The following is a 26,752-nucleotide window of genomic DNA, read 5'->3' on the forward strand; positions in this document are numbered from 1 at the left end:
CTTACGCCATTGCTGCGTTGATGATCGGTCGGGCAAAATTGGGTCATTCCGGAAAAGTTCTTGTTTTAACAAGATTCAACACGGAAACAACCTCATTATTCCACTGCTAACCTTGTTATAGCAAGATGACTTTTGCCATTTATCACCCGGTTACTCACAGTTTTTTCACTTCCGCGTAGTGATTGCTTTAATAACCACCAAATCGGCTATGTCAAACTTAAGTAATAAGGTATAGCAGTTAATATAAGCATAGAAAAATGTGTGGCGCGAATCTTGATGGCTATTTAAAATCGGCCCCCATGAAAACAGAGACTCCAGCCGTAAAAACAGTTGCCATTACTGCCGACGAAGCAGGGCAACGCATCGACAACTTTTTGCGCACCCAGCTCAAGGGCGTGCCGAAAAGTATGATTTATCGCATTTTGCGTAAAGGCGAAGTGCGGGTGAACAAAAAACGCATTAAACCCGAGTACAAACTCGAAGACGGGGACATTGTGCGTATTCCACCTGTACGTGTCGCTGAACGTGAAGAAGAGGCCATTTCACCGAATTTGCAGAAGGTCGCGGCGCTGACCGATGTCATTTTATATGAAGATGACCACATTCTGGTGCTTAACAAGCCTTCAGGTACGGCCGTGCATGGTGGAAGCGGATTAAGCTTTGGCGTCATTGAAGGCTTACGTGCGCTGCGCCCGGAAGCGCGTTTCCTTGAACTGGTGCATCGCCTCGACCGGGATACCTCCGGCGTGCTGCTGGTGGCCAAAAAACGATCTGCCTTGCGTTCGTTGCATGAACAACTGCGTGAAAAAGGCATGCAGAAAGACTACCTCGCGTTGGTACGCGGCCAGTGGCAGTCCCATGTCAAAACCGTGCAGGCCCCGCTGTTAAAGAACATTCTGCAAAGCGGCGAGCGCATTGTGCGGGTGAATCAGGAAGGCAAACCATCGGAAACACGCTTTAAAGTGGAAGAGCGTTATGCGTTCGCTACGCTTGTGCGCTGCAGTCCCGTGACTGGACGAACGCACCAGATTCGCGTGCATACACAATATGCCGGACATCCGATTGCCTTTGACGACCGCTATGGCGATCGTGAGTTCGATAAGCAACTGGCGGATACCGGACTGAGCAGGCTCTTTTTGCACGCCGCAGCGTTGAAATTTACTCATCCGGGGACGGGTGAAGTAATGCGTATTGAAGCGCCAATGGATAAGCAGTTGAAGCGCTGCCTCGAGGTGTTACGTAGTAAAGGCTGATGCGCATTGATATTATCGCGCATTACCTGTAGACCTGATGGCGCTGTGCCTATCAGGCCTACAGGATTAGGCCTAAACAGCCGTCAACCCGTCAGGCTTTTAACGGGTTCATATCTTCTCGTCGCAGCATTTGACACAGTGCGATTAGCGGCAAACCGATTAAGGTATTTGGGTCGCGACCTTCCAGGCGCTCAAAAAGTGCAATGCCCAATCCTTCGCTTTTAAAACTACCGGCACAATGCAGCGGGCGCTCTTTGCGCACGTAATCTTCAATTTCCGTTTCGCTTAAATGACGAAAATGCACGTCGAACGGTTCAACTTCAGTTTGTAAATGTCCGGTCGCAGAATTATACAGCGCCAGTCCGGTATAAAACGTCACAATATTGCCACGGGCTTTGAGTAACTGCTGGCGTGCATTTTCTTCTGTTAACGGTTTGCCGGTTATTTCACCATCGAGAACACAAATTTGATCGGAACCAATAATAAGGTGCGATGGATATCGGTGGGCGAGAGATTGCGCTTTTTTCTGCGCCAGTCGCAAGACTAAGTGCCGGGGGGCTTCGCCCGGTAACGGCGTTTCATCAACCTCTGGTGCTGCGCATTCGAACGGGATTGCCAGTTTTTCTAGTAAAGCGCGACGCCAGGGAGAGGTAGAAGCAAGAATAAGTTGAGGCATATTTTTTCCCTCGCATATAGCGTATTGATGAGAGCCATTTTAAACTATGGACTTCGTCCTACAAGCTGGCTGTAATGGCTTGTGTTGAGCGATTTTAAGTCGATGACCCGCAATGTGTGCGAATTATTGGCAAAAGGCAACCACAGGCTGCCTTTTTCTTTGACTATATGACGTTACAAAGTTAATATGCGCGCCCTATGCAAAAGGTAAAATTACCCCTGACTCTTGATCCGGTTCGTACGGCTCAGAAACGCCTCGATTATGAAGGTATCTATACTTCTGATCTGGTTGAGCGTGTCGCCGATTCTGTAGTCAGTGTGGACAGTGATGTGGAATGCTCCATGTCGTTCGCTATCGATAACCAGCGCCTTGCCGTTATAACCGGTGATGTAAAGGTGTCGGTTACGCTCGAATGTCAGCGTTGCGGGAAACCGTTCCCACTTCATGTTCACACAACATATTGTTTTAGTCCTGTCCGTTCTGACGAGCAGGCTGAAGCACTCCCGGAAGCGTATGAGCCGATTGAGGTTAACGAATTCGGTGAAATCGATCTGCTTGCAATGGTTGAAGATGAGATTATCCTCTCCTTGCCGGTAGTTCCGGTGCATGATTCTGAACACTGTGAAGTGTCCGAGGCGGACATGGTCTTTGGCGAATTGCCTGATGAAGCGCAAAAACCAAACCCATTTGCCGTATTAGCCAGCTTAAAGCGTAAGTAATTGAGGAGTAAGGTCCATGGCCGTACAACAGAATAAACCAACCCGTTCCAAACGTGGCATGCGTCGTTCTCATGACGCTCTGACCGCAGTCACCAGCCTGTCTGTAGACAAAACTTCTGGTGAACAACACCTGCGTCACCACATCACTGCCGACGGTTTTTACCGTGGCCGTAAGGTAATCGCTAAGTAATCACGCATGACTCAATGGCTTTCCCGCTACGGTGAGAAAGACAAAGAGCACACGCGTGATGAAGCTTAGTGAGGCTTTCCCCGGGTAACTGGGGAAACACCTAACCGGGCAGCGACGATACCTTGACACGTCTAACCCTGGCGTTAGATGTCATGGGGGGTGATTTTGGCCCTACCGTGACAGTGCCTGCAGCATTGCAGGCACTGAATTCTAATTCGCAACTCACACTTCTTTTAGTCGGGGATCCCGATACAATCACGCCATTACTTGCCAAAGCTGACTTCGAACAACGTTCACGTCTGCAGATTATCCCTGCTCAGTCAGTTATTGCCAGTGATGCCCGGCCCTCGCAAGCTATTCGCGCCAGTCGTGGAAGCTCAATGCGCGTTGCCCTGGAGCTCGTGAAAGAAGGACGAGCGGAAGCCTGTGTGAGCGCCGGTAATACAGGCGCGCTAATGGGACTTGCGAAGTTATTGCTCAAACCCCTTGAGGGGATTGAGCGTCCTGCGCTGGTGACGGTTTTACCCCATCAGCAAAAGGGCAAAACGGTGGTGCTGGATTTGGGCGCCAACGTGGATTGTGATAGCACGATGTTGGTGCAATTTGCCGTCATGGGTTCCGTGCTGGCAGAAGAGGTGGTTGGAATTGCCAATCCCCGTGTTGCGTTGCTCAATATCGGTGAAGAAGAAACCAAGGGTCTCGACAGTATTCGGGATGCTTCTGCAGTGCTAAAAACAATCCCTTCTATCAATTATATCGGCTATCTTGAAGCCAATGAGTTACTGACTGGCAAAACTGATGTGTTGGTCTGTGACGGCTTTACAGGTAATGTCACATTAAAGACGATGGAAGGTGTTGTCAGAATGTTCCTTTCACTGCTGAAGTCTCAGGGTGAGGGCAAAAAACGGTCGTGGTGGCTGCTGTTATTAAAACGTTGGTTACAAAAAAGCCTGACAAGGCGATTTAGTCACCTCAACCCCGACCAGTATAATGGCGCCTGTCTGTTAGGATTGCGCGGCACGGTGATTAAGAGTCATGGTGCGGCCAATCAGCGAGCATTTGAAGTCGCGATTGAACAGGCAGTGCAGGCGGTGCAGCGACAAGTTCCTCAGCGAATTGCCGCTCGCCTGGAATCTGTATACCCAGCTGGATTCGAACTGCTGGACGGTGGCGAAAACGCAAACTCGCGAGCACACAGATAACCGTGCGTTTGTGAATGCTGCCAACGTATCAGCGATTTGCTCGTGGCGGTATATAACCAAAAAGTGACTGAGCGTACATGTATACGAAGATTATTGGTACTGGCAGCTATCTGCCTGAACAAGTGCGTACTAACGCCGATTTGGAAAAAATGGTTGAGACATCTGATGAGTGGATCGTCACTCGCACAGGTATCCGTGAACGCCATATTGCAGCGCCAAATGAAACAGTTGCGACGATGGGCTTTGCCGCCGCAAACCGTGCAATTGAAATGGCGGGCATCGACAAAGAACAAATTGGTCTGATTGTGGTTGCCACCACATCATCCACACACGCATTTCCAAGTGCGGCATGCCAGATCCAAAGTATGCTGGGGATCAAAGGCTGTCCGGCGTTTGACGTTGCAGCCGCTTGTGCCGGTTTCACCTACGCCCTGAGCGTTGCTGACCAGTACGTTAAGTCTGGCGCAGTGAAGCATGCTCTGGTGGTTGGCTCAGATGTCCTCGCTCGTACCTGTGATCCAACCGATCGCGGGACGATCATTATTTTCGGTGATGGCGCAGGTGCCGTTGTACTGAGCGCATCAGAAGAGCCCGGCATTCTTTCTACGCATCTGCACGCTGATGGTCGCTATGGCGAACTGTTGACGCTGCCTAATGCCGATCGCGTGAACCCGGAAAACCCGATCCACCTGACGATGGCGGGTAACGAAGTATTTAAAGTCGCGGTGACCGAGCTTGCACACATCGTTGATGAAACGCTGGAAGCAAATAATCTCGATCGTTCTGCACTGGACTGGCTGGTGCCGCATCAGGCAAACCTCCGCATTATTAGCGCAACCGCGAAAAAGCTGGGTATGTCGATGGATAATGTTGTCGTGACGCTCGACAGACATGGCAATACCTCCGCGGCCTCCGTACCGTGCGCGCTGGACGAAGCCGTCCGCGACGGGCGTATTAAAGCTGGGCAGTTGATATTGCTTGAAGCCTTTGGGGGTGGATTCACCTGGGGCTCTGCGCTGATTCGTTTCTAGTATAAGGATTTAAACATGACGCAATTTGCATTTGTGTTCCCGGGGCAGGGTTCCCAGACCGTTGGGATGTTGTCTGAAATGGCAGCAAACTACCCAATTGTTGAAGAAACTTTTGCTGAAGCATCAGCTGCGCTGGGCTATGATCTGTGGGCGTTGACTCAGCAGGGACCGGCCGAAGAGCTGAATAAAACCTGGCAGACGCAGCCAGCACTGTTGACTGCCTCTGTTGCGCTTTATCGCGTATGGCAGCAGCTGGGTGGTAAAACACCTGCGCTGATGGCTGGTCACAGCCTGGGCGAATACTCTGCGCTGGTGTGTGCGGGTGTTATCGGTTTTGCCGATGCCGTACGTCTGGTTGAACTGCGTGGCAAATTCATGCAGGAAGCGGTACCGGAAGGCACTGGCGGCATGTCTGCTATTATCGGTCTGGACGACGCTGCTATCGCTAAAGCGTGTGAAGAGTCTGCCGAAGGTCAGGTGGTTTCACCGGTAAACTTTAACTCACCGGGTCAGGTGGTTATTGCCGGGCATAAAGAAGCCGTAGAACGTGCCGGCGCAGCCTGTAAAGCGGCTGGCGCTAAGCGTGCTCTGCCACTGCCGGTCAGCGTTCCTTCTCACTGCGCGCTGATGAAGCCAGCTGCTGAGAAACTGGCCGTTGAACTGCAAAAAATTACTTTTAACGCGCCGACTGTTCCGGTTGTGAACAACGTCGACGTGAAGTGCGAAACAGACGCAGACGCTATTCGCGATGCGCTGGTTCGCCAGCTGTACAGCCCGGTTCAATGGACTAAAACCGTTGAATTCATGGCGTCCCAGGGCGTAGAGCACCTGTATGAAGTTGGTCCGGGCAAAGTTCTGACCGGTTTGACGAAACGTATTGTTGACACCCTGACTGCTTCGGCAATGAATGAGCCGGCGGCATTATCTGCGGCGCTAGAGCAATAAAAGAGGAAGACCATGAGTTTTGAAGGAAAAGTCGCGCTGGTTACCGGTGCAAGCCGTGGCATTGGCCGCGCAATTGCTGAAACACTCGTTGCCCGTGGCGCGAAAGTTATCGGTACTGCAACCAGCGAAAGCGGTGCGCAGGCCATTAGCGATTACTTGGGTGCAAATGGTAAAGGTCTGATGTTGAATGTGACCGATCCGGCATCTATCGAATCTGTTCTGGGAAATATTCGCGCAGAATTTGGTGAAGTCGATATCCTGGTCAATAATGCCGGGATTACTCGTGATAACCTGTTAATGCGCATGAAAGATGACGAGTGGAACGATATCATCGAAACCAACCTGTCATCTGTTTTCCGTCTGTCAAAAGCGGTAATGCGAGCTATGATGAAAAAGCGTCATGGGCGTATTATCACTATCGGTTCTGTGGTTGGTACCATGGGAAATGCGGGTCAGGCAAACTACGCTGCGGCGAAAGCGGGTCTGATCGGCTTCAGTAAATCACTGGCGCGCGAAGTTGCGTCTCGTGGCATTACTGTAAACGTTGTTGCTCCGGGCTTTATTGAAACGGACATGACGCGTGCGCTGTCTGATGATCAGCGTGCGGGTATTCTGGCGCAGGTTCCTGCGGGTCGCCTTGGCGGCGCTCAGGAAATCGCCAGTGCGGTTGCATTTTTAGCTTCTGACGAAGCAAGTTACATCACAGGTGAGACTTTGCACGTCAACGGCGGGATGTACATGGTTTAACCACGAGATAAAAAAATTTGCGTTATTAGGGTGAATGCCCTCAAAATAACGTAAAATCGTGGTAAGACCTGCCGGGATTTAGTTGCAAATTTTTCAACATTTTATACACTACGAAAACCATCGCGAAAGCGAGTTTTGATAGGAAATTTAAGAGTATGAGCACTATCGAAGAACGCGTTAAGAAAATTATCGGCGAACAGCTGGGCGTTAAGCAGGAAGAAGTAACCAACAATGCTTCCTTCGTCGAAGACCTGGGCGCAGATTCTCTTGACACCGTTGAGCTGGTAATGGCTCTGGAAGAAGAGTTTGATACTGAGATTCCGGACGAAGAAGCTGAGAAAATCACTACCGTTCAGGCTGCCATTGATTACATCAACGGCCACCAGGCGTAAGTGAACATCTCCAGGCGGTCATTCGACCGCCTGAGTTTTATCTTTTTATCCCACTTGAATTATTTTCCCTCCCTGGAGGACAACCGTGTCTAAGCGTCGTGTAGTTGTGACCGGACTGGGCATGTTGTCTCCTGTCGGCAATACCGTAGAGTCTACCTGGAAAGCTCTCCTTGCCGGTCAGAGTGGCATCAGCCTGATCGACCATTTCGATACTAGCGCCTATGCAACGAAATTTGCTGGCTTAGTAAAGGATTTTAACTGTGAAGACATTATCTCGCGCAAAGAACAGCGCAAGATGGATGCTTTCATTCAATATGGAATTGTCGCTGGCGTTCAGGCCATGCAGGATTCTGGTCTCGAAATTACGGAAGAGAACGCTCACCGTATTGGCGCCGCTATCGGCTCTGGTATTGGCGGTCTCGGATTGATCGAAGAAAACCACACCTCTTTGGTGAATGGCGGTCCACGTAAGATCAGCCCGTTCTTCGTTCCGTCAACGATTGTTAACATGGTGGCAGGTCACCTGACCATCATGTACGGCCTGCAAGGGCCAAGCATCTCCATTGCGACCGCCTGTACTTCAGGTGTGCATAACATTGGTCATGCAGCACGTATCATTGCATACGGCGATGCAGACGCGATGGTTGCGGGTGGTGCAGAAAAAGCCAGTACCCCGCTGGGTGTGGGTGGTTTTGGCGCGGCACGTGCGCTGTCTACACGTAATGATAACCCGCAAGCGGCAAGCCGTCCGTGGGATAAAGAACGTGATGGCTTTGTGCTGGGCGACGGTGCAGGCATGGTGGTACTGGAAGAGTACGAGCATGCGAAAGCGCGCGGTGCAAAAATCTATGCTGAAGTCGTTGGTTTTGGCATGAGCAGCGATGCTTACCACATGACGTCACCACCTGAAAACGGTGCGGGCGCTGCGCTGGCAATGGTCAACGCACTACGCGATGCGGCTATCGAAGCGGGTCAGATTGGCTATGTCAACGCGCATGGCACGTCTACTCCTGCTGGCGATAAAGCCGAAACCCAGGCAGTGAAATCTGTCTTTGGCGATGCGGCAAGCCGTGTGATGGTAAGCTCCACTAAATCCATGACCGGACACCTGTTGGGTGCGGCGGGCGCGGTAGAGTCTATTTTCTCTATCCTGGCGCTGCGCGATCAGGCTATTCCGCCAACCATCAACCTGGATAACCCGGATGAAGGTTGTGACCTGGACTTCGTACCTCACGAAGCGCGTCAGGTTAGTGGTCTGGAGTACGCACTGTGTAACTCCTTCGGCTTTGGCGGGACTAACGGTTCGTTGATCTTTAAAAAGATTTAAGTCTGCCAGGTGGTGCGTTAGCATCGATAGCAATTTAAAAAGGTCCGCTTGTCGGGCCTTTTTTTATTCGGTTTTCCACCCTTGTCCTGTGTTGTTCATCCTGCCAAACTAGCGGACCAGAAATAAGGAGCCACCATGTTCTTAATTAATGGCTGCGAGCAGAATATGCTGGCCGCAAGCGATCGAGCGACCCAATTCGGTGATGGCTGTTTTACCACTGCGCGTATTATTGACGGCGAAATTTGCCTCTTTGCAGCGCATCTTGCGCGTTTACAAGACGCCTGCCAAAAATTGCTGATCTCTTTCGAAGATTGGTCAGAGCTGCAAAGTGAAATGAAAATGCTGGCGCAAGGGCATGCGCGGGGCGTGTTAAAAGTGATTATCAGCCGTGGTAGCGGTGGCCGTGGTTACAGCGGCGCAAACTGTCGCAGTGCCACACGTATTCTCTCTGTTTCAGCCTGGCCCGATCATTACGATCGTTGGCGACTGGAGGGGATAACGCTGGCGTTAAGTCCAGTGCGTCTGGGGCGTAATCCGTTGCTTGCCGGACTTAAGCACCTGAATAGACTGGAACAGGTGTTGATTCGCTCTCATCTTGAGCAGACGGCAGCTGATGAAGCACTGGTTCTTGACAGTGAGGGATGGGTTACGGAATGCTGTGCGGCTAATTTGTTCTGGCGTAAGGGGGATGTGGTTTACACTCCCCGGCTGGATCAGGCCGGAGTGAACGGCATTATGCGACAATTCTGTATCCGGATGCTGGCACAATCGTCGTTCAGCATTGTCGAAGTGTATGCCGGGTTGGAAGAGGTTATGCAGGCCGATGAAATCGTCGTCTGTAATGCGTTAATGCCTGTTATTCCCGTACGCACCTGTGGCGACACGCTGCTGTCTGCACGTATGTTGTTCGATTTTTTAGCCCCACTTTGTGAGCACCCGAATTAGTCATGAAAAAACTGTTACTTGTTGTCCTGTTATTGCTGGTTGTGCTAGGCATAGCTGCGGGAGTGGGAATGTGGAAAGTTCGCCATCTGGCGGACAGTAAGTTATTGATTAAAGAAGAGACGATTTTTACGCTGAAAGCGGGTACGGGCCGTCTGGCTCTCGGTGAACAGTTGTATGCGGACAACGTTATCAATCGTCCGCGTGTGTTCCAGTGGCTGCTGCGTGTGGAACCCGAACTGTCGCATTTTAAAGCCGGAACCTACCTTTTTACGCCCGACATGACGGTACGGGACATGTTGCAGCTGCTGGAAAGCGGTAAAGAGGCGCAGTTCCCGTTACGTCTGGTTGAAGGGATGCGTCTGAGCGACTACCTCAAACAACTGCGTGACGCCCCGTACATAAAACATACGCTGAGCGATGATAATTACGAGACCGTTGCTCAGGCGCTGAAGCTGGAGAACCCGCAATGGGTGGAAGGCTGGTTCTGGCCAGATACCTGGATGTATACCGCCAATACAACCGACGTGGCGTTGCTAAAACGCGCGCATCAGAAAATGGTTAAAGCGGTAGACTCCGTCTGGGAAGGGCGCGCTGAAGGCCTGCCTTATCAGGACAAAAATCAGCTGGTAACCATGGCCTCTATTATCGAAAAAGAGACTGCGGTTGCCAGCGAGCGTGACCAGGTGGCTTCCGTCTTTATTAACCGCTTACGGATTGGCATGCGTTTACAGACCGATCCGACGGTGATTTACGGGATGGGGTCACGGTATAATGGCAAGTTGTCGCGTGTGGATTTAGATACCCCGACCGCCTATAACACCTATACCATTACGGGGTTGCCGCCTGGCCCGATTGCCATGCCGGGAGAGGCCTCATTGCAGGCCGCGGCGCATCCGGCAAAAACGCCGTACCTCTATTTCGTGGCTGACGGTAAAGGCGGTCACACGTTTAACACCAATCTTGCCAGCCACAACCGGTCCGTGCAGGATTACCTGAAAGTGCTTAAGGAAAAAAATGGGCAGTAACTATATCGTCATCGAGGGCCTGGAAGGCGCCGGAAAAACCACTGCGCGTAACGTGGTGGTAGAGACACTTGAGCAACTCGGTATTCGTGACATGGTTTTTACCCGCGAACCGGGGGGAACTCAGCTCGCGGAGAAACTAAGAAGTCTGGTGCTGGACATTAAGTCGGTGGGTGACGAGGTCATCACTGACAAAGCTGAAGTTCTGATGTTTTACGCCGCGCGCGTACAGCTGGTCGAAACCGTTATTAAACCTGCGCTGGCAAAAGGCGCATGGGTAATTGGCGACCGTCACGATTTGTCGACCCAGGCGTATCAGGGGGGCGGACGCGGCATCGATCAAAACATGCTGGCAACCCTGCGCGATGCTGTGCTCGGTGATTTTCGCCCGGACCTGACGCTCTATCTGGACGTGACTCCAGAAGTCGGATTGAAGCGTGCCCGTGCGCGCGGCGAGCTGGATCGTATTGAGCAGGAATCTTTCGATTTCTTTAATCGCACCCGCGCGCGCTATCTTGAACTGGCTGCCAAAGATGCCAGCATTCGTACCATCGACGCTACGCAGCCGCTGGAAGCTGTGATGGCTGATATCCGCAATACCATCACCCAGTGGGTGCAGGAGCAGGGCGCATGAAATGGTACCCATGGTTACGGCCAGATTTTGAAAAACTGGTAGCCAGCTACCAGGCGGGTCGTGGTCACCATGCGTTACTGATTCAGGCATTACCCGGAATGGGTGACGACGCGCTGATTTACGCGCTCAGTCGCTATTTAATGTGCCAGCAGCCGGAAGGGCATAAAAGCTGCGGACACTGCCGGGGCTGTCAGCTGATGCAGGCGGGGACGCATCCTGACTACTATTCGCTGCTGCCGGAAAAAGGCAAAAGCACGCTGGGGGTTGATGCGGTACGTGAAGTGAGTGAAAAACTGTACGAGCATTCACGCCTTGGCGGTGCGAAAGTGGTGTGGATCCCTGATGCCGCCCAGTTAACTGATGCTGCTGCCAATGCCCTGCTAAAAACGCTGGAAGAACCGCCGGCACAAACCTGGTTTTTCCTCGCCAGCACAGAGCCTGCGCGATTGCTGGCGACATTGCGCAGCCGCTGCCGGTTACACCATCTTGCGCCGCCGGCTGAGTCGTACGCAATCTCCTGGCTCGCCCGCGAAGTGACCGCATCTCCAGAAGCTCTGTTGAGCGCATTACGCCTGAGCGCGGGTTCGCCTGGTGCGGCACTCTCGTTGTTACAGGCTGAAAGCTGGGCGCATCGCACAGATTTTTGTGCGGCACTGGCAAACACATTAAACGCAGGTGACTGGTATATCCTGCTCGCGGCGTTAAACCACGATCAGGCCGCCGCCCGTTTACACTGGCTGGCAACGTTGTTGACGGATGCCTTGAAGCGTCCGTATGGGGTTTCCCATTTAACCAATCCTGATGCGCTGGACCTGATATCTTCTATCGCAGAACGGTTATCCGTCGCCCGGATACAGGCGATACTCGGTGACGTTTGTCATTGCCGTCAGCAGTTGCTGAACGTAACAGGCGTAAACCGTGAACTGGTGTTAACCGATCTTATCCTGCGTATTGAGCATTACCTGCAACCAGGCACCGTACTGCCTGTTCCCCATCTTTGAGAGAGACATTATGTTTTTAGTCGACTCACACTGCCATCTTGATGGCCTGGATTATCAATCTCTGCATAAGGACGTGGATGACGTGCTGGCGAAAGCAGCCGCACGCGATGTGAAATTCTGTCTTGCCGTCGCGACCACTCTGCCAGGATACCGCAGTATGCGCGAACTGGTCGGTGAACGTGACAATGTGGTGTTCTCCTGCGGCGTGCATCCGTTAAATCAGGATGAAGCCTATGATGTTGAAGACCTGCGCCGTTTTGCCGCCGAAGAGGGCGTTGTGGCGATGGGGGAAACCGGGCTGGACTATTTCTATACGCCGGAAACAAAGGTGCGCCAGCAGGAATCTTTTATCCATCATATTCAGATTGGCCGTGAGTTACAAAAGCCAGTTATCGTGCATACCCGCGATGCGCGAGCCGATACGCTGTCTATTCTGCGCGAAGAAAAAGTGACGGATTGTGGTGGCGTACTACACTGTTTTACAGAAGACAGAGAAACGGCGGGCAAATTGCTGGACCTCGGATTTTATATCTCGTTTTCCGGCATCGTCACGTTCCGTAACGCAGATCAGCTCCGTGATGCCGCCCGCTATGTTCCTCTGGATCGGTTGCTGGTTGAGACGGATTCTCCCTACCTTGCGCCTGTACCGCATCGTGGAAAAGAGAACCAGCCCGCCATGACCCGTGACGTTGCGGAGTATATGGCCGTAGTGAAAGGTGTTGCCGTTGAAGAACTGGCGCAGGCAACCACTGATAACTTTGCCCGCCTGTTTCACATCGACGCTTCTCGCCTGCAATCCGTTCGTTAACTGACTTTTTTTAAAGCTCGTAATTAATAAGCAAAGCGAGTAAAGTTCACCGCCTCAAAATGGGCGGTGAATAACCGGTTTGACACATTCAGAAACGCATTTTATCGGAATGTGCGGATTTTACGGCCATCCACGACTGAATTGTGATAGCCGTCAAACAAAAATAAACTGAATTATTTTACTCTGTGTAATAAATAAAGGGTACTTAGATGCCCTGTACACGGCGAGGTTCTCCCCCCTCGCTAATGCGTGAGAACGTAGAAAAGCACAAATACTCAGGAGCACTCTCAATTATGTTTAAGAATGCATTTGCTAACCTGCAAAAGGTCGGTAAATCGCTGATGCTGCCGGTATCCGTACTCCCGATTGCAGGTATCCTGCTGGGTGTCGGTTCCGCTAACTTCAGCTGGCTGCCAGCCGTTGTATCGCACGTAATGGCAGAAGCAGGCGGTTCTGTTTTTGCAAACATGCCGCTGATTTTTGCCATCGGTGTCGCGTTAGGCTTCACCAATAACGACGGCGTATCTGCACTGGCATCCGTTGTTGCCTACGGCATTATGGTTAAGACCATGGCTGTTGTTGCGCCGCTGGTTCTGCATTTACCTGCTGAAGAGATCGCAGCTAAACACCTTGCTGATACGGGTGTTCTCGGGGGGATTATCTCCGGTGCGATTGCAGCGTATATGTTCAACCGTTTCTACCGTATCAAATTGCCTGAGTATCTTGGCTTCTTTGCGGGTAAGCGCTTCGTTCCTATCATTTCTGGTCTGGCCGCTATCTTCACCGGTGTGGTTCTGTCCTTCATTTGGCCGCCGATCGGGACTGCTATTCAGACGTTTTCCCAGTGGGCTGCATACCAGAACCCGGTCGTAGCGTTCGGTATCTATGGCTTCATTGAACGCTGCCTGGTGCCGTTTGGTCTGCACCATATCTGGAACGTTCCATTCCAGATGCAGATCGGTGAATACACCAATGCTGCGGGCCAGGTATTCCACGGCGATATCCCTCGCTATATGGCGGGTGACCCGACTGCGGGCAAACTGTCTGGCGGCTTCCTGTTCAAAATGTACGGTCTGCCGGCTGCCGCTATCGCTATCTGGCACTCTGCTAAACCAGAAAACCGCGCGAAAGTGGGCGGTATCATGATCTCCGCGGCGCTGACCTCGTTCCTGACCGGTATTACCGAACCGATCGAGTTCTCGTTCATGTTCGTGGCACCGATCCTGTACATCATCCACGCAATTCTGGCTGGTCTGGCATTCCCGATCTGTATCCTGCTGGGTATGCGTGACGGTACGTCGTTCTCCCACGGTCTGATCGACTTTATCGTTCTGTCCGGTAACAGCAGCAAACTGTGGCTGTTCCCGATTGTTGGTATCGGTTATGCGATTGTTTACTACACCATCTTCCGTGTGCTGATCAAAGCGCTGGACCTGAAAACTCCGGGCCGTGAAGATGCTACCGAAGACACCAAAGCGGGTGCGTCCGGCGAAATGGCTCCGGCCCTGGTTGCGGCATTCGGCGGTAAAGAAAACATCACTAACCTCGATGCGTGCATCACTCGTCTGCGTGTCAGCGTCGCTGACGTTGCCAAAGTGGATCAGGCTGGCCTGAAGAAACTGGGTGCGGCGGGCGTTGTAGTGGCGGGTTCCGGTGTTCAGGCTATCTTCGGTACTAAGTCCGATAACCTGAAAACTGAAATGGATGAGTACATCCGTCACAGCTAAGCAGTAAAAAGTTGGGGAGAATTAAGGCAGCCTGCGGGCTGCCTTTTTTAATGCATTAATTGGCCTGAACGCGAATCGGCGCAGTGGCGGCGAACAACCACGGACGAGCCTCTGCGTTCACGCGTGGGGATAACGTCTCTCTGACCTGCTGGTGATAATCATCAATCCACTGCTTTTCAGCCTCACTTAGCAGATGCAGTTCAACCAGACTTAAATCAATCGGCACCAGCGTCAGCGTTGAGAAGCGACAGAAGCCAGGACGACTGTTGATAATCTCCACCTGATTCTCAATACGGATCCCATATTCTCCGGCCAGATAATAACCCGGCTCGATGGTAATGATATTGCCCGCAACCAGAGGCCAGGGGTTTACTTTTTTGGCAATGCGATGGGGCTGCTCATGGATCAGGAGCTGATGGCCTACGCCGTGTCCCGTACCGTGATCAAAATCCAGACCCAGATCCCACAGCGCCCGACGGCTAAAGGCATCCAGTTGATGACCCTGAGTGCCGCTGGGAAATTGCAGCGAGATAAGCGACAAAAAGCCTTTCAACACAGCGGTGTAATGCAGACGACGCTGCGGATCCTGTGGACCAAACGCGAGGGTGCGCGTTGTATCCGTCGTACCATTATGGTACTGGCCGCCGGAATCATTCAGATACATGGCCTGAGAGGTAATGGGCGTATTGGTTTTTTCGCTGGAATGGTAATGGCACATTGCGGCATTGCTGGCTGAGGCCGAAATCGTGTTGAAGCTTTGCTCGATAAATCCCGGCTGCTGCTGGCGAAATTCCAGTTGCCTGGCCTGCGCTTCCAGCTCAGTGACCGGATTGCCTGCCGCTTCGCGCAAGGGAACTTCATGCGTAAGCCATGCCAGAAAGTTAACCCAGGCCGCGCCATCTTGTTCATGGCATTCCCGATAGCCCGCCAGTTCAACGTCATTCTTGTGCGCTTTCATCAAGGTGATGGGATCGGGTGCCCATAAGACTTCGCCACCGTGTTCTACAATGGCAAAACGCAGCGCGACCGGGGCGTAGTCTTTATCGACCAAAAAGCGTTTCCCTTTGGCCAACTGCTGGCAGCGGGCAAGAAAACTCTCTTGTGGGGCCAGCGTGAGCGTATTCAGCAGTGCAGCAGGGAGCTGCTGGGCTTTGTTGCTATCAACAAACCATTCCAGCTCGCCGCTGCGATGGAGCAGGGCGAACGAAAACGGCACTGGCACCATTGGCAGATCGGAACCGCGCACATTCAGCAGCCAGGCAATGTTATCCGGCAGCGTGATCGCCAGAACGTCGGCCTGTTGTTGCGTGAGCAGATCCACGACGCGGGCACGTTTTTGTGTGCTGCTTTCCCCGCTGATTTCAATGGGCATTTCACGAATGATGCCGCAGGGTGCAGCCGGGCGGTCAAGCCATACCTGGTCGAAAGGGTCTTGCTCAAGAGGCACCAGCTCGCAATGGGTCGCCGACAGTGCTTCAAACTGGCTGTTGACCATCAGCAACGGTTCAAAACCGATACGCGCGCCCGCAGCAACGTGAGACTGCAAATAGTCGGCCAGCGGTTCGTCATGTAAATGGTGAATTTCAAAATCATCCAGCGAGACTTCATTGCGCACCTGGACCTGATAGCGTCCATCGACAAACATTAATGCGCGGTCGCGCAGGACCAACGCGAGACCAGCGGAGCCGCTAAAACCGGTCAGCCAGGCCAGCTTATTGTCATGCGGTGTACAATCTTCGCTTTGGTGAGCGTCGGCGCGCGGAACAATCATGCCATCCAGCCCTTGCGCTAACAGCAGGTTGCGCAGAGCGGAAAGAGGAGTTGAGTTGTGCATAGTTACCTTCAGGCCTTAACGGAACGGCGGTTCGTTGAACGTACGTAATTTACGGGAGTGCAGTCGATCGCCTTCAGCACGCAGACGATCGATTGCCCGGATACCTATTTGCAGGTGCTCGGAAATGGCACCTTCATAAAAACGGTTGGCCTGACCAGGCAGTTTGATCTCGCCGTGCAGCGGTTTATCGGAAACGCACAGCAGTGTGCCGTAAGGGACGCGGAAGCGGTAACCCTGGGCGGCGATGGTGGCGCTTTCCATATCAATAGCCACCGCGCGACTGAGGTTAAAACGCAGCGCAGAAGCGGAATAGCGTAACTCCCAGTTGCGATCGTCGGTGGTGACGACGGTACCGGTACGCAGGCGCTGTTTAACCTCTTCGCCGGGCATGCCGCTGACTTCTTTGGTGGCGTCATACAGTGCGCGTTGTACTTCCGCAATGCTCGGAATCGGAATATCCGGTGGTAGCACGGCATCCAGCACATGGTCGTCACGCAGATAAGCGTGGGCCAGAACATAGTCGCCAATCGCCTGACTTTCGCGCAGGCCGCCACAGTGTCCAATCATCAGCCAGACGTCAGGGCGTAGGACGGCCAAATGATCACAAATGGTTTTAGCGTTAGACGGGCCAACGCCGATATTGACCAGCGTGATCCCCTGACCGTCGGCGGTGATTAGATGCCAGGCGGGCATCTGATGTTTCTTCCAGGCGAGATCGGAGATGGCCTCTTCCGGAGCTTCCGTTTCAGCGGTGATCCAGATCCCGCCCGCGCATGACAGCGCGATATAAGGGCTGTTCGGATCGAGGATCTGGCTGCAGCCCCAGCGCACGAACTCATCGACATAGCGGGTGTAGTTGGTGAACAGCACAAATGGCTGGAAATGTTCAACCGGCGTTCCCGTGTAGTGACGCAGTCGTGCGAGCGAAAAATCTACTCGTCGGGCGTCGAAGTGCGACAGCGGGGAGAATTCCGCCGGATGATAGGTACCATCGGCTGTTTCATCGCCAATTTGTGACAACTCGGTAGTGGGGAAATGGCGCGTTAATCCGGCGCTCATCGAGCGGTCGAGCGTCAGTTCAGAACCATCAATCACATAGGGATAAGGGATTTCATGCTGCGACGGTTCGACGGAGATATGCGCATCATAATCCTGATACAGCAGCGTGAGTTGTTCTTCAAGATAGGGACGAAAAAGCGACGGACGGGTGATCGTAGTGGTATAGCTGCCCGCATGGGTAAAACGGCCATAGGCGCGGGTTTTCGGAGGATTGGTGGCGCTGCCATCCCAGGTGACACAAAGCGATGGGTAAACAAAAAGACCATTATGGCGGGCGATTATGTCAGGGAGCGTCCCTGTTTCAATGTACTTACCAATGGCGCTACGCAGTGCTTTAACCGACTGCTCGTACAGTGCGTCCAGTTTATCCAGAGCCTGAGTTGGGGTCAGGCTGGAGCCCTTATTGTTCATGTCTGTCTCCTTGTTCCACAGATGTACTGCTCTCCCGATAGTATGTCACAGGAATATGAAACAAAAGTCAGACGTTGAGGAAGATTGTGCGAAGGCCGAATGACCTTCGCATCAGGGCTTAACTGTGCTGCTTATCCCGCATCAGCAATGCAGTGGCGGCGGAAATAAGACACCCGGCCATCAGATAAATGGCCACGCTGTGCCAGTCTCCTCCAGAGAATGTCACCAGTGCTGCAGCAATGAAAGGGGTAAAACCACCGCCAACCACGCTTGCCACCTGATAGCCAACGCCTGCGCCGCTGTAGCGATAACTTGCGCCAAACAAACCGGTAAACATAGGCTGCTGTACGCAGACCACCATATCGTGCGCAATATTGGCCAACATAATCGCGAAGAACACGATCCAGAAAATAGACTGTGCTTCCAGCGCCATAAAGAACGGGAAGGCGCTCAGTGTACCGACCAGTGCACCGGTAATGTACACGCGCCGTCGACCAAAGCGGTCGGCAAACCAGGCAAAGCAGGGGATGGTCAGACAGCTCAGTCCTCCCACTAACAAACCGATATTCAGAAACAGCTCGCGGGGTAGGCCCAGGTTCTGCGTAGAGTAATTAAGGGCAAACGCGGTGACGATATACATCGTCAGCAGTTCACATAAGCGCAAGCCGATAATTTTTAAGAATGCGCCCGGATGACGGATTAACGCCTCGATCACCGGTAACCGCTTTTTCTCTGGTTGCGCTGCCTGTTGCTGCTGTTCGAATTCGGCTGATTCATCCATTCTGTTACGCATCCACAACGCGCCCAAAACCAGTACGATGCTGAACAGGAACGGAATACGCCAGCCCCAGCTCAGGAACTGCTCATCGGTAGTTTGCGAGCTAATCAGTGATACCAGACCGGTAGAAAGCAGCAGTCCGACGCCGTAACCGACCTGAACGCCACTGCTGTAGAAGGCTTTTTTATTTTTTGGCGCGCTTTCGACCGAGAGCAACGCCGCGCCGCCCCATTCACCACCAACGGCGAATCCCTGAATGGCGCGTAGCGTCACCAGCAGCACAGGGGCCCACCAGCCAATAGTGTCAAAAGAAGGAATAATCCCTATCAGCGCAGTGGCAATCCCCATCATCCAGACGGTGAGCATCAGCATGCGTTTACGGCCAAGGCGATCGCCAAAGTGGCCGAAGATAACCCCGCCTAACGGACGGAACAAAAATCCGACGCCAAAGGTGGCAAATGCGGCAAGTGTTCCCATTGCCGGGCTAACCTGCGGGAAGAACTCGCGATTAAAGACCAGTGCGGCGGTGATGCCATAAAGCAGAAAATCATACCAGTCGACCACGGCGCCAGCGAAGCTACCAAGCGCAGCGCGTCGGGCACGGTGAAGCGAAGAGACGTCCTCTTGGGGACCCGCGGAGGTGAGAGTGGAATCCATAGTTATCCTGTCTGTACTGTCTTTTAGTTATTAGTATTTGAATTGGGCTACACACATTGCAGTCGATATATTAACGACCGTTATGAGATTACCGCGACAGACGGGAAGAGAAAACGATTATCTCCCTCACCAGAGGGCTACATGAAAAATAAGACGAATGAAAAACAGAAAAGCAAAAAGCCCGCTTAAAAGCGGGCTTCTCTAAATTTGGCTCCTCTGACTGGACTCGAACTTCATCTACATCTCCTGTTATTACTGACTTTGTTAAATATAGCCATATTTTTACCAACATATTTACCATCATTATTGTTTTCTTGTGGTAAAAATGTCAATTAAAAACAATTGGTTGTTGTCATAATCATCTGACTATACGTATCTAAATTTGCTTTCATTATCAACATGATGTTGTCGTTATTTTTGTTAAAATAAATGATGAAAAACAATTGGTTATTATTTATTAAATAAATCATTTTTAGTCAAGGTGAAAGCACTGACCTCCAAGGTCACTTACTGTGCTCACACCATTTTGAAAACCCGCTCCTCTTTTCCACTTTCTCTATCATGTTGAATGGGCTAACGTTTAGGAAACACAAAAGCAATCGGTAGAACAATGACTACACAAAAGGAAATGGAAGAAATCAGGGCAGCGTTATCTTGGTTTGATGTACGCCGATATGATGGCCTGAAAGACCTCACCTTAGAACAAATCTATGCAGAGCTTGAAAGACGGATGTTGGCTTACAAAACAAGACAACAATGGGAAACAGCAGGCAAAGATAATCAAATGCAAGCGATATACCATGATGCCACAATCCGATGTGGTGATGTGATACTTAAATCAGACTGGATTTCAGACAATCACAGACTGTCGCATAGCTATGCTGTAAGACCAATGACCAGAGTTCAATTGTTCAACTATGGGCGGGCTATGTATCGGCTGGAGACTTCAGAGCAAACAGACCCTGTTGCAGTGAGTTCCGACTACATCTCTGAGTATCTGAAACAAGGAGGCATGAATCCTGCTAACAAGATGCTGATTGAAATTGACTTGGAAGAAGCCAGCAGTGACGATCTCGCAGAACATCTGAAAGTACTGATTGCTCTATGGCAAAAGCACCTGAAAACGCCTAAACCCCCCGAAACGAAAATTTAGGTTTGGTCATAAGACCTTTGAAAGAATACTTGATTACAAAGTCATCCCTTTGATGGATTTGATCTCATGGGAACAGCTCTACAACGAAGGTAAGAACATACCTTTCACCATTTTAGCTGACATCCTGCATGGTAATAATGGGGTCAGAAGTAGTGAGAACATCAAAGATACTGATTATGATTACGCGAAAAGTTATCTTGATAACGATGAGTACTTCAAGGTTTTAAATGATTTCTATATTAAAAACAATATGTTGAAGGATTGGGGTATCGTTGATGTGATAACACTTAACGATAAATCCTCGGATAAAAACAAAAAGTAAACACAAGGGATGTTCACAACCTGCGAACATCCCTAAAAAGCGTATCCCTCCAAAAATTTCCGCGAAACTCACGGTTGGTGAACATCCCTAGTTTAGAACTAGCCAAAATCCTAGAATTATCTCCATCGAACAACATACTAAAAAACGAAATATCCAAGATATTACGTAAAAAAAACAGGAGATAATATGGTTCAAAACACAACAGATAAACATCCGAAACTGATTCGTTTGCCAGAAGTAAAAAGAAGAACAGGGTTTGGTAAAACGTGGATATATACCTTAATAAGAGCGGGTAAATTTCCTAAGCAAGTAAAAACCGGATTGCGCTCTATAGCATTTATTGAAAGTGAGATTGATGAATGGATTTACAAAATCATTTCTGATTCTCGCAATCATATCTAAAAAAGTTTATTAAATAATGAGAGGTTAAGATGAAAAGTAAAAACGTACTGCCTTGTGTGGTGACTGTTACGAATGATGAGACAGAAGTATTTATGGAAATGGCAATAAATAACTTTAGAAAACATCTTCAGGTCATGATTGATTGTATGGGAAATGATTATGAGCGTCATTTTAAAGACCGACTTTATATTGAAGAAGTGATTGGAAAAGTGATCGAACGAACAAAACAAGAGTTTGCTGAATCAATGAAAGATAATAAAGGGAAAGAATATTATCTGTTCTTGGATGAGGTGAGAAGGAATCTGAGAGTTATTTATTCTGCGTATCGTACTAACTATTAATGAGAGAGGTGAATATGAACGAAAAATGTTTAGGCTGGAATGAAATACCCGTTAAAATATCCGCAAGTAATGCTGAGACAGCAAACTTTGCTACTGATGTTGTAAATGTCTACAATGAGTTTATACATTACTTATATTACAATCTAAGGGAGGATGCATTTCTGAAAAAAATGAAGGATGGATTTTACAGGGAGATATTCATAATGGATATTATTAATCTCACGTTACAGGAATGGTTTGAAAGTCCTGAAGAGATAAAGATTAAACACATATCAGTCCCGGAGGTTAAAACTATACTAAGTAGCTATCATGAGTTTTTGATTAAATGTTTTAGTGGGGATGATTATGTTCTTTATTACAAAAGAATAGAAATCAGCGCAAATAAACAGACTGTAATATAAAATAAGAGGTAATGAAATGAGTGAAAAACTGATGAAAGAATCTCAAAAAGTATTTATGCATATGGCAGGTTTGTTTTATGAAATGAAAATGAATACGCTTAAGGAAGTCCGACCCGATGAAGCAGAGATGTTAATGGAGGATGATGCATTCATGGATAGTATTTATAAGGATTGTATCAAAAATGCAAGCGCATCTTTTAAAAAGGTAGTCAGATGGGAGTACTTTGAACAAGGGCATTCAGTAAAAATGGTTGATAAGGAGGTGGTGTTGATAACATTACGTGTTAATCACAATCGAAGATAAAAAGGTTATTTAATAAATCATTTTTAGCCTCATTCATGGGGCGAAAAAATAAAAAAGAAAACAAATATCATTTAATAGTGAGGCGTAACCATGAGTAAAATTTTTGAAATTAAAAGTGTATCTACAGAAACGTTTTATAATATTGCAGAGCGTTCGTTTGAGGCTAGTTGGAAGGTTATGCAGGATATGGCCTCTGATAATGTCTCATACTTGGTATATGATGCGGATTTTATGTGTGTTTTCATCGGCAATGTTATTGAGCATATCAGTAAAAATTTTTACATCATTATCCAATGTGAATGTCTGGAAGGAAAGCTTGAAGAAGTAAACTTTGAAGAGGTAGCGGAACGTCTGGTCCGGCATTCATGGGAGTTTTGTAAATAATATCAAAATAAAAATAGATTAAGAAATCATGGGCAGAGTTGTTATCTACTCACTGATTTAGATTATGTGGCCCCGTAATGGGGCTGTACATCGATTACAAGAGGAATATGATATGAATGATGTGGTATTATACGAAAAAAATGAATCAATGTCTTTTGCCATTTGCACGGTCTTATCATTATATTGCGATTTCATATACGAAATAGCATATGGATTTCATAATGAAGCGGTAATGATCATTGAAAATGAAAAGTGTGTGGGACAGGCACTTAAAATACAAATAAACAATCTATTCGATGATTTCGATTACTACAAAAAAGTGAATGGAACAGAAAAAGTAAAACGGGAAGATATAGATGAAAAAGAACTCTTTAACAAAGTAATGGCAGCACATAACCAAGGAGTAAAAGCGCTAATCATAAAGAATCTTGAGGCCAATCTTCGAGAGAAAGAGGAAGGTTCTGAATATTGGAAGTTAAAAATATTTAATAGGTTTAATGGGATATAGAAGTCAATGTAGGCTTCTATATATTCAGATAAAGAAAGTAGTCATGATCTTTATCTCATCGGAGAAAGTGTTTTTCATGGCTGGATATTTAAAAAATTATTTTATTTTGTTTTTCATTATTTTTTCGACTTCTTTTTTTTGTGATGTAGATAAATTCCTTTTAATCTCTTTCATTTTCTTTTTAAAATTAAGATTATCTCTTTCATCATGCAAGGACTTCATTTTATTATATGCTTCGTCACTGAAAGGATGTAAGTTATCATCTATTTTTTCATCTAAGTAAGAAGAAAGGAAGCATCTATCAAAATAATTTTTTCTAAGCGCATCGTAAATTTTAGCACTATCAATAATTGTTTCATCTTCCGGTTCTTTTTTTATATGGTCTGTCATGTTGACTCCTCTTATTTTTAGTGGATTGTGTATATATTTTATTTTAAGGGATTGGTTCAAAGTGTCAAATTTAAATGTTCTTTCAAAATAACGTTCAATGGTATTTTGAAGCTTTCAATGCTGAATTATATAAGAATGTTTTTACATGTTTATTTGAAAAATAGCTATCAACTTAAGTACCGGGATTCGGGACTTTAACTCCCGGAAGTCGGTGCTTTTTTTAGCTATAACTGGCCTGAGAGCATTTTTTTTCTTCATTATTCAGTTAGTGAAGATGAGAACAACTAATCATAGATGCTTTAGGAGGCAGTTTTACCTTTTATTGCATTAGTTTCCTCTCTTGCATTTATATCTAAGCTTAGTGATTGTTTGGAATAATCACTAAGCGCTGCTGCTGAAAATATAGTTTTATTATACGTTTAAGATCAAATATCATAGGTTGTAAATAACATGCTATATTTCAAGATGTGATCATTATCAATTATCATAAGGAAATGATCTATAACGAAACTAGATAATTTAAATTTACCATTTAAGTTATACGCTAAAACGAAATAATTGATTCAGTATTAGGGCATAGCCGTGTGTAAGTAGTAGATGGAATTTTCAGGAAGAATGTTTTAAAAATACATGCTCATATTATTTTAGCAGTATAAATGAATGTGATTATTGTAACCATGATGAAATAAAAAATAATAACCCTATTATAAACAGAGGTTGACTTTCTACAAATCGAATAATACCATGATAACTATTTATGTTATTATGATATTAGTTAAAAATGGAAAGAATATGAATAAAAGACTTAATATGCTATATGTCAACAACATTAACGCATTAAATAATTACCGTGAGAAACATTCAGATAATAACTTACATGGCCCCCTCCTTTTAAAGCTAAAAAATTATTTTCATCAGCATAATAAATTGATGGTTATTGGACAGGAAACCTATGGATGGTGCAACTCTCCCGATATTAATGAACAGCTTGAAACATATGAGGAGTTCGATTTTGGCGTATCATATTATAGCAGTCCATTCTGGAATATCATAAGGAAAGTAGAGCGAGCGCTTAGTATTGAACCATATGCAATTGCATGGTCAAATCTGAATCGGTTTGATGTTGATTGCGGATCACCAGATTATACCGAGCTAGCTAGAGATATATCATCGTTTGATTATATATTAAAGGAGGAAATTAATATTCTTACTCCTGATATATGTGTTTTCTTCACAAATCATAAATATGATCATCGACTAACGTCTTTATATGAAGATTTAATGTTTGAAAACATAAATGGATTGCCAGAAAAACATTTCGTAAGATTATACCATCCAGACCTCCCAGAACATACGATTAGAGCGCCTCACCCTAAAACAATCAGAATAAAAGGATGGGAAAATGATTTCATAAAATATATAGAGGCTATTAAATGATTATGCAGATGCGATCTTATTAATATGAATAAACAAAATTGTGTTACTAATTGCATAACAGCAATATAAGTTATTCTATAGTTTATCTAGGCCACGGCGTGTAGGTGGCCTTAAACGAGGAGTATGATTTTTATCATTTATTGTTGAAACAGTCGGTATAAAATCCATGTTATTATCTGCATTGACTCGTTCGTGCTTAGGACGGCTTGGGAAACGTCGAATCTCATCAGGTGTTGGTTTGTAAGTATCACTGTTAAACTTAGCTTGTTTCTCATATTCAGCACGAGAAACATGATGACCTAATACTTCATCAAAGACAAAGTTTTCAGTAATACGTTTATCATGTTCTGTACTGACAGGATCATGCTTAACTCTGCTTGATCTAGCCCATACAAATTTTTCTTTGAAGAAATCTATGACAAGAGTTGTGAAACGTTTGAAAATATTATCCTGACGTGGAGTAGTCTTATCCTTTCTTTCATGGTCAGGGGCGCGGTTTTAATTTAATTATCTATTTTCCTTGTCATATCTCTATAATTTAGCCTTGCTGAATAACCTCGTTCAATAAACTGTGTTTTATCGTAGCTATAAAGATAATCTGCATCGATTCTTCCACAAGACTTACAAAAAGAGTATTCCCATCTCAAGTTGCATTTCTTAGAAACAGAAAACCTCTCTGTCATTTCTCTACCACATGAACATTGCATGTTATTTCCTCCACTAGAATTATTTCGACGTGTATATCAGATATATTATTTGCGATAATTACCGAATTCATTAAATTAACATTCTGAATTCAGCCGTTTTGCATTTACATTTTCAATTCTTTTATAACAATCAGCTACTGCCTCGGCAGCCCATTTTCTTTCCTCAATAGAAAATGGATGATTATTACCTTTTATGCCTTTTAAATCAGCACCATTTTTATCACAAGAACATTGCATATCATAACTCTCTTAATTGTTTTTATAGCTTTCAAAAATTAGTGTTCCAGAAAGATCATAAAGTTCAACCTTGCCGACTTTACCTTCATCATTTTTAATGGACATTCGTATTATTCTGGAGTCATGATATTTTTCTAACAAATCAGGTTTATTGGCTAGGTATTTTGCTATTACAGAACGGCTCTTTATATAGTCAAAGCTTGAACATATTGTTCTTTTGAACTCTAAATCAGTTAGGCCGCTTTCCATGATCTTTTTTGTAATGAGTGATTTCAATGGACGCTCAAATTCCTCACGCTCTTTACGCCTTTGTTCCTCTTCTTGTTTACGTCTCAGTTGGTTGAGGAAGTAAAGTTTATCTCTTTCTAATTGTAGTTGGCTTTCTTTATCTTGAATGATGTTCTTGACTACTGATGATGGAATGACTTGAATATTGTTAGGCCAATATCGGTACGGATTATGCTTCTGAATATTTTCAACTGTTAAACGTATTCTATCTACATCGATATTTTTATCAAAAGAGACGATTCTTTTATTACCATCTTTTGAAATTATTTTTGCTGTGTTCTCAAGTTTCTCATTACCTTGTAAGTCAAATGAATTCACAACAGTATTATGTTCTTCATGATAAAAGGACTGTTTTTTACTATCAATATAACATTCAAGAAAAGAATAGAGTTTGAACTCTTCAATGCCAAATGTTTCCTCAAGCATCGTCATATGTTCTGCTAAGACATTCAGAATGTCGTTTTTTGATAGTTTTTCATGAAGTTTTATTTCAAGTGAACCGGGTAGTTTTTTCATTTTC

29 protein-coding genes and 2 pseudogenes are annotated in these 26,752 nt (G+C 47.3%); 23 read left to right on the forward strand and 8 right to left on the reverse strand.

Annotated features, from left to right (window positions below; genetic code table 11):
• Positions 1-299 precede the first annotated feature (299 nt).
• Positions 300-1,253, forward strand: coding sequence for a 23S rRNA pseudouridine(955/2504/2580) synthase RluC (gene rluC / locus GPJ68_RS09135; protein WP_049259723.1), 954 nt, complete (start codon positions 300-302; stop codon positions 1,251-1,253).
• A 91-nt stretch (positions 1,254-1,344) separates the two neighbouring features.
• On the opposite strand, the gene GPJ68_RS09140 is transcribed toward rluC, so the two are convergent.
• Positions 1,345-1,929: a nucleoside triphosphate pyrophosphatase gene (locus tag GPJ68_RS09140; RefSeq protein WP_016152637.1), complete on the reverse strand. Its 585-nt coding sequence runs from the start codon at positions 1,927-1,929 to the stop codon at positions 1,345-1,347.
• A 197-nt stretch (positions 1,930-2,126) separates the two neighbouring features.
• Between GPJ68_RS09140 and yceD the strand changes: the two genes are divergently transcribed.
• From yceD to ptsG, 14 genes are all read left to right on the forward strand, one after another.
• Positions 2,127-2,648, forward strand: a complete 522-nt coding sequence (gene yceD, locus GPJ68_RS09145) for a 23S rRNA accumulation protein YceD (protein WP_104651940.1) — start codon at positions 2,127-2,129, stop codon at positions 2,646-2,648.
• Positions 2,649-2,664: 16 nt separating this feature from the next.
• Positions 2,665-2,838, forward strand: coding sequence for a 50S ribosomal protein L32 (gene rpmF, locus GPJ68_RS09150; protein ID WP_003036242.1), 174 nt, complete (start codon positions 2,665-2,667; stop codon positions 2,836-2,838).
• 122 nt (positions 2,839-2,960) lie between these two features.
• The gene (gene plsX / locus GPJ68_RS09155) at positions 2,961-4,040 is read left to right on the forward strand and encodes a phosphate acyltransferase PlsX (protein ID WP_071601761.1); all 1,080 of its coding nucleotides are present in this window, start codon (positions 2,961-2,963) and stop codon (positions 4,038-4,040) included.
• A gap of 77 nt (positions 4,041-4,117) precedes the next feature.
• Complete coding sequence (fabH, locus tag GPJ68_RS09160; protein WP_016152639.1) at positions 4,118-5,071, forward strand: beta-ketoacyl-ACP synthase III; 954 nt, start codon at positions 4,118-4,120, stop codon at positions 5,069-5,071.
• Positions 5,072-5,086: 15 nt separating this feature from the next.
• On the forward strand, positions 5,087-6,016 hold the full coding sequence (gene fabD / locus GPJ68_RS09165; protein WP_016156192.1) for an ACP S-malonyltransferase: 930 nt from the start codon (positions 5,087-5,089) through the stop codon (positions 6,014-6,016).
• Positions 6,017-6,028: 12 nt separating this feature from the next.
• Positions 6,029-6,763, forward strand: a complete 735-nt coding sequence (gene fabG / locus GPJ68_RS09170; RefSeq protein WP_016152641.1) for a 3-oxoacyl-ACP reductase FabG — start codon at positions 6,029-6,031, stop codon at positions 6,761-6,763.
• Between the two features lie 155 nt (positions 6,764-6,918).
• Positions 6,919-7,155, forward strand: coding sequence for an acyl carrier protein (acpP, locus tag GPJ68_RS09175; RefSeq protein ID WP_000103754.1), 237 nt, complete (start codon positions 6,919-6,921; stop codon positions 7,153-7,155).
• An 85-nt stretch (positions 7,156-7,240) separates the two neighbouring features.
• Positions 7,241-8,482: a beta-ketoacyl-ACP synthase II gene (fabF, locus tag GPJ68_RS09180; protein ID WP_003036260.1), complete on the forward strand. Its 1,242-nt coding sequence runs from the start codon at positions 7,241-7,243 to the stop codon at positions 8,480-8,482.
• 135 nt (positions 8,483-8,617) lie between these two features.
• Positions 8,618-9,427 (forward strand): aminodeoxychorismate lyase, encoded by an 810-nt coding sequence (pabC, locus tag GPJ68_RS09185; RefSeq protein ID WP_016156193.1) that lies wholly within the window; start codon positions 8,618-8,620, stop codon positions 9,425-9,427.
• Between the two features lie 2 nt (positions 9,428-9,429).
• Positions 9,430-10,452: a cell division protein YceG gene (gene yceG / locus GPJ68_RS09190; protein ID WP_104651939.1), complete on the forward strand. Its 1,023-nt coding sequence runs from the start codon at positions 9,430-9,432 to the stop codon at positions 10,450-10,452.
• Positions 10,442-11,083, forward strand: a complete 642-nt coding sequence (gene tmk / locus GPJ68_RS09195; RefSeq protein ID WP_016156195.1) for a dTMP kinase — start codon at positions 10,442-10,444, stop codon at positions 11,081-11,083. Before yceG ends, tmk begins: the two co-directional genes overlap by 11 nt.
• The gene (holB, locus tag GPJ68_RS09200) at positions 11,080-12,084 is read left to right on the forward strand and encodes a DNA polymerase III subunit delta' (RefSeq protein ID WP_016152653.1); all 1,005 of its coding nucleotides are present in this window, start codon (positions 11,080-11,082) and stop codon (positions 12,082-12,084) included. The genes tmk and holB overlap by 4 nt, the downstream gene beginning before the upstream one ends.
• A 10-nt stretch (positions 12,085-12,094) precedes the next feature.
• On the forward strand, positions 12,095-12,892 hold the full coding sequence (locus GPJ68_RS09205; protein WP_016156196.1) for a metal-dependent hydrolase: 798 nt from the start codon (positions 12,095-12,097) through the stop codon (positions 12,890-12,892).
• 293 nt (positions 12,893-13,185) lie between these two features.
• A complete protein-coding gene (ptsG, locus tag GPJ68_RS09210) occupies positions 13,186-14,619 on the forward strand; it encodes a PTS glucose transporter subunit IIBC (RefSeq protein WP_016152655.1) in 1,434 nt (477 codons plus the stop codon).
• A 55-nt stretch (positions 14,620-14,674) separates the two neighbouring features.
• On the opposite strand, the gene GPJ68_RS09215 is transcribed toward ptsG, so the two are convergent.
• From GPJ68_RS09215 to shiA, 3 genes are all read right to left on the reverse strand, one after another.
• On the reverse strand, positions 14,675-16,453 hold the full coding sequence (locus GPJ68_RS09215; protein ID WP_104651938.1) for an aminopeptidase P family protein: 1,779 nt from the start codon (positions 16,451-16,453) through the stop codon (positions 14,675-14,677).
• 15 nt (positions 16,454-16,468) lie between these two features.
• The gene (locus GPJ68_RS09220; protein WP_016152657.1) at positions 16,469-17,923 is read right to left on the reverse strand and encodes an AMP nucleosidase; all 1,455 of its coding nucleotides are present in this window, start codon (positions 17,921-17,923) and stop codon (positions 16,469-16,471) included.
• A 118-nt stretch (positions 17,924-18,041) separates the two neighbouring features.
• Positions 18,042-19,358 carry a shikimate transporter gene (gene shiA / locus GPJ68_RS09225; protein WP_104651937.1) on the reverse strand — a complete coding sequence of 439 codons (1,317 nt, stop codon included), beginning with the start codon at positions 19,356-19,358 and terminating at the stop codon, positions 18,042-18,044.
• A gap of 610 nt (positions 19,359-19,968) precedes the next feature.
• On the opposite strand from shiA, the pseudogene GPJ68_RS09230 reads away from it, so the two are divergent.
• The 7 genes and pseudogenes from GPJ68_RS09230 to GPJ68_RS09260 all read left to right on the forward strand — a co-directional run bounded on the left by GPJ68_RS09230 (position 19,969) and on the right by GPJ68_RS09260 (position 23,173).
• A pseudogene (locus GPJ68_RS09230) lies at positions 19,969-20,833 on the forward strand (DUF6387 family protein).
• Between the two features lie 186 nt (positions 20,834-21,019).
• Positions 21,020-21,235: an AlpA family transcriptional regulator gene (locus tag GPJ68_RS09235; RefSeq protein WP_001515480.1), complete on the forward strand. Its 216-nt coding sequence runs from the start codon at positions 21,020-21,022 to the stop codon at positions 21,233-21,235.
• Between the two features lie 29 nt (positions 21,236-21,264).
• Positions 21,265-21,576 (forward strand): hypothetical protein, encoded by a 312-nt coding sequence (locus GPJ68_RS09240; RefSeq protein ID WP_001515481.1) that lies wholly within the window; start codon positions 21,265-21,267, stop codon positions 21,574-21,576.
• Between the two features lie 14 nt (positions 21,577-21,590).
• A complete protein-coding gene (locus GPJ68_RS09245; protein WP_180837250.1) occupies positions 21,591-21,977 on the forward strand; it encodes a hypothetical protein in 387 nt (128 codons plus the stop codon).
• Positions 21,978-21,993: 16 nt separating this feature from the next.
• Complete coding sequence (locus tag GPJ68_RS09250) at positions 21,994-22,281, forward strand: hypothetical protein (RefSeq protein ID WP_001515483.1); 288 nt, start codon at positions 21,994-21,996, stop codon at positions 22,279-22,281.
• A gap of 90 nt (positions 22,282-22,371) precedes the next feature.
• Positions 22,372-22,665, forward strand: coding sequence for a hypothetical protein (locus tag GPJ68_RS09255; protein WP_000034418.1), 294 nt, complete (start codon positions 22,372-22,374; stop codon positions 22,663-22,665).
• Positions 22,666-22,777: 112 nt separating this feature from the next.
• Positions 22,778-23,173, forward strand: a complete 396-nt coding sequence (locus GPJ68_RS09260; protein WP_097360069.1) for a hypothetical protein — start codon at positions 22,778-22,780, stop codon at positions 23,171-23,173.
• A gap of 96 nt (positions 23,174-23,269) precedes the next feature.
• On the opposite strand, the gene GPJ68_RS09265 is transcribed toward GPJ68_RS09260, so the two are convergent.
• Entirely contained in the window at positions 23,270-23,563 is a 294-nt protein-coding gene (locus GPJ68_RS09265) for a hypothetical protein (RefSeq protein ID WP_180837252.1), read from the reverse strand.
• A gap of 792 nt (positions 23,564-24,355) precedes the next feature.
• On the opposite strand from GPJ68_RS09265, the gene GPJ68_RS09270 reads away from it, so the two are divergent.
• Positions 24,356-25,000 carry a hypothetical protein gene (locus GPJ68_RS09270; protein ID WP_097360068.1) on the forward strand — a complete coding sequence of 215 codons (645 nt, stop codon included), beginning with the start codon at positions 24,356-24,358 and terminating at the stop codon, positions 24,998-25,000.
• A gap of 75 nt (positions 25,001-25,075) precedes the next feature.
• Here GPJ68_RS09270 and GPJ68_RS25115 read toward each other — a convergent pair.
• From GPJ68_RS25115 to GPJ68_RS09280, 3 genes and pseudogenes are all read right to left on the reverse strand, one after another.
• Positions 25,076-25,492, reverse strand: a pseudogene (locus tag GPJ68_RS25115) (molybdopterin-guanine dinucleotide biosynthesis protein MobA); the annotation flags it as partial.
• 290 nt (positions 25,493-25,782) lie between these two features.
• Complete coding sequence (locus tag GPJ68_RS09275) at positions 25,783-25,944, reverse strand: hypothetical protein (RefSeq protein WP_001515487.1); 162 nt, start codon at positions 25,942-25,944, stop codon at positions 25,783-25,785.
• Between the two features lie 12 nt (positions 25,945-25,956).
• The gene (locus tag GPJ68_RS09280; RefSeq protein ID WP_129940002.1) at positions 25,957-26,748 is read right to left on the reverse strand and encodes a hypothetical protein; all 792 of its coding nucleotides are present in this window, start codon (positions 26,746-26,748) and stop codon (positions 25,957-25,959) included.
• Positions 26,749-26,752 lie beyond the last annotated feature (4 nt).

The organism is Citrobacter sp. 172116965, assembly GCF_013458095.1.
GTDB classification, from domain to species: domain Bacteria; phylum Pseudomonadota; class Gammaproteobacteria; order Enterobacterales; family Enterobacteriaceae; genus Citrobacter; species Citrobacter braakii.

What these genes read in the sequence shown, in the direction of transcription:
- GPJ68_RS09245 (WP_180837250.1), top strand. Translation starts at nt 21,591, where the DNA reads ATGAACGAAAAATGTTTAGGCTGGAATGAAATACCCGTTAAAATATCC.
- GPJ68_RS09255 (WP_000034418.1), top strand. Translation starts at nt 22,372, where the DNA reads ATGAGTAAAATTTTTGAAATTAAAAGTGTATCTACAGAAACGTTTTAT.
- yceG (WP_104651939.1), top strand. Translation starts at nt 9,430, where the DNA reads ATGAAAAAACTGTTACTTGTTGTCCTGTTATTGCTGGTTGTGCTAGGC.
- yceD (WP_104651940.1), top strand. Translation starts at nt 2,127, where the DNA reads ATGCAAAAGGTAAAATTACCCCTGACTCTTGATCCGGTTCGTACGGCT.
- holB (WP_016152653.1), top strand. Translation starts at nt 11,080, where the DNA reads ATGAAATGGTACCCATGGTTACGGCCAGATTTTGAAAAACTGGTAGCC.
- fabG (WP_016152641.1), top strand. Translation starts at nt 6,029, where the DNA reads ATGAGTTTTGAAGGAAAAGTCGCGCTGGTTACCGGTGCAAGCCGTGGC.
- GPJ68_RS09220 (WP_016152657.1), bottom strand. Translation starts at nt 17,923, where the DNA reads ATGAACAATAAGGGCTCCAGCCTGACCCCAACTCAGGCTCTGGATAAA.
- pabC (WP_016156193.1), top strand. Translation starts at nt 8,618, where the DNA reads ATGTTCTTAATTAATGGCTGCGAGCAGAATATGCTGGCCGCAAGCGAT.
- GPJ68_RS09265 (WP_180837252.1), bottom strand. Translation starts at nt 23,563, where the DNA reads ATGACAGACCATATAAAAAAAGAACCGGAAGATGAAACAATTATTGAT.
- GPJ68_RS09140 (WP_016152637.1), bottom strand. Translation starts at nt 1,929, where the DNA reads ATGCCTCAACTTATTCTTGCTTCTACCTCTCCCTGGCGTCGCGCTTTA.
- acpP (WP_000103754.1), top strand. Translation starts at nt 6,919, where the DNA reads ATGAGCACTATCGAAGAACGCGTTAAGAAAATTATCGGCGAACAGCTG.
- GPJ68_RS09205 (WP_016156196.1), top strand. Translation starts at nt 12,095, where the DNA reads ATGTTTTTAGTCGACTCACACTGCCATCTTGATGGCCTGGATTATCAA.
- GPJ68_RS09280 (WP_129940002.1), bottom strand. Translation starts at nt 26,748, where the DNA reads ATGAAAAAACTACCCGGTTCACTTGAAATAAAACTTCATGAAAAACTA.
- GPJ68_RS09250 (WP_001515483.1), top strand. Translation starts at nt 21,994, where the DNA reads ATGAGTGAAAAACTGATGAAAGAATCTCAAAAAGTATTTATGCATATG.
- fabH (WP_016152639.1), top strand. Translation starts at nt 4,118, where the DNA reads ATGTATACGAAGATTATTGGTACTGGCAGCTATCTGCCTGAACAAGTG.
- rluC (WP_049259723.1), top strand. Translation starts at nt 300, where the DNA reads ATGAAAACAGAGACTCCAGCCGTAAAAACAGTTGCCATTACTGCCGAC.
- GPJ68_RS09235 (WP_001515480.1), top strand. Translation starts at nt 21,020, where the DNA reads ATGGTTCAAAACACAACAGATAAACATCCGAAACTGATTCGTTTGCCA.
- GPJ68_RS09260 (WP_097360069.1), top strand. Translation starts at nt 22,778, where the DNA reads ATGAATGATGTGGTATTATACGAAAAAAATGAATCAATGTCTTTTGCC.
- GPJ68_RS09270 (WP_097360068.1), top strand. Translation starts at nt 24,356, where the DNA reads ATGAATAAAAGACTTAATATGCTATATGTCAACAACATTAACGCATTA.
- ptsG (WP_016152655.1), top strand. Translation starts at nt 13,186, where the DNA reads ATGTTTAAGAATGCATTTGCTAACCTGCAAAAGGTCGGTAAATCGCTG.
- rpmF (WP_003036242.1), top strand. Translation starts at nt 2,665, where the DNA reads ATGGCCGTACAACAGAATAAACCAACCCGTTCCAAACGTGGCATGCGT.
- GPJ68_RS09275 (WP_001515487.1), bottom strand. Translation starts at nt 25,944, where the DNA reads ATGCAATGTTCTTGTGATAAAAATGGTGCTGATTTAAAAGGCATAAAA.
- fabD (WP_016156192.1), top strand. Translation starts at nt 5,087, where the DNA reads ATGACGCAATTTGCATTTGTGTTCCCGGGGCAGGGTTCCCAGACCGTT.
- shiA (WP_104651937.1), bottom strand. Translation starts at nt 19,358, where the DNA reads ATGGATTCCACTCTCACCTCCGCGGGTCCCCAAGAGGACGTCTCTTCG.
- GPJ68_RS09240 (WP_001515481.1), top strand. Translation starts at nt 21,265, where the DNA reads ATGAAAAGTAAAAACGTACTGCCTTGTGTGGTGACTGTTACGAATGAT.
- tmk (WP_016156195.1), top strand. Translation starts at nt 10,442, where the DNA reads ATGGGCAGTAACTATATCGTCATCGAGGGCCTGGAAGGCGCCGGAAAA.
- GPJ68_RS09215 (WP_104651938.1), bottom strand. Translation starts at nt 16,453, where the DNA reads ATGCACAACTCAACTCCTCTTTCCGCTCTGCGCAACCTGCTGTTAGCG.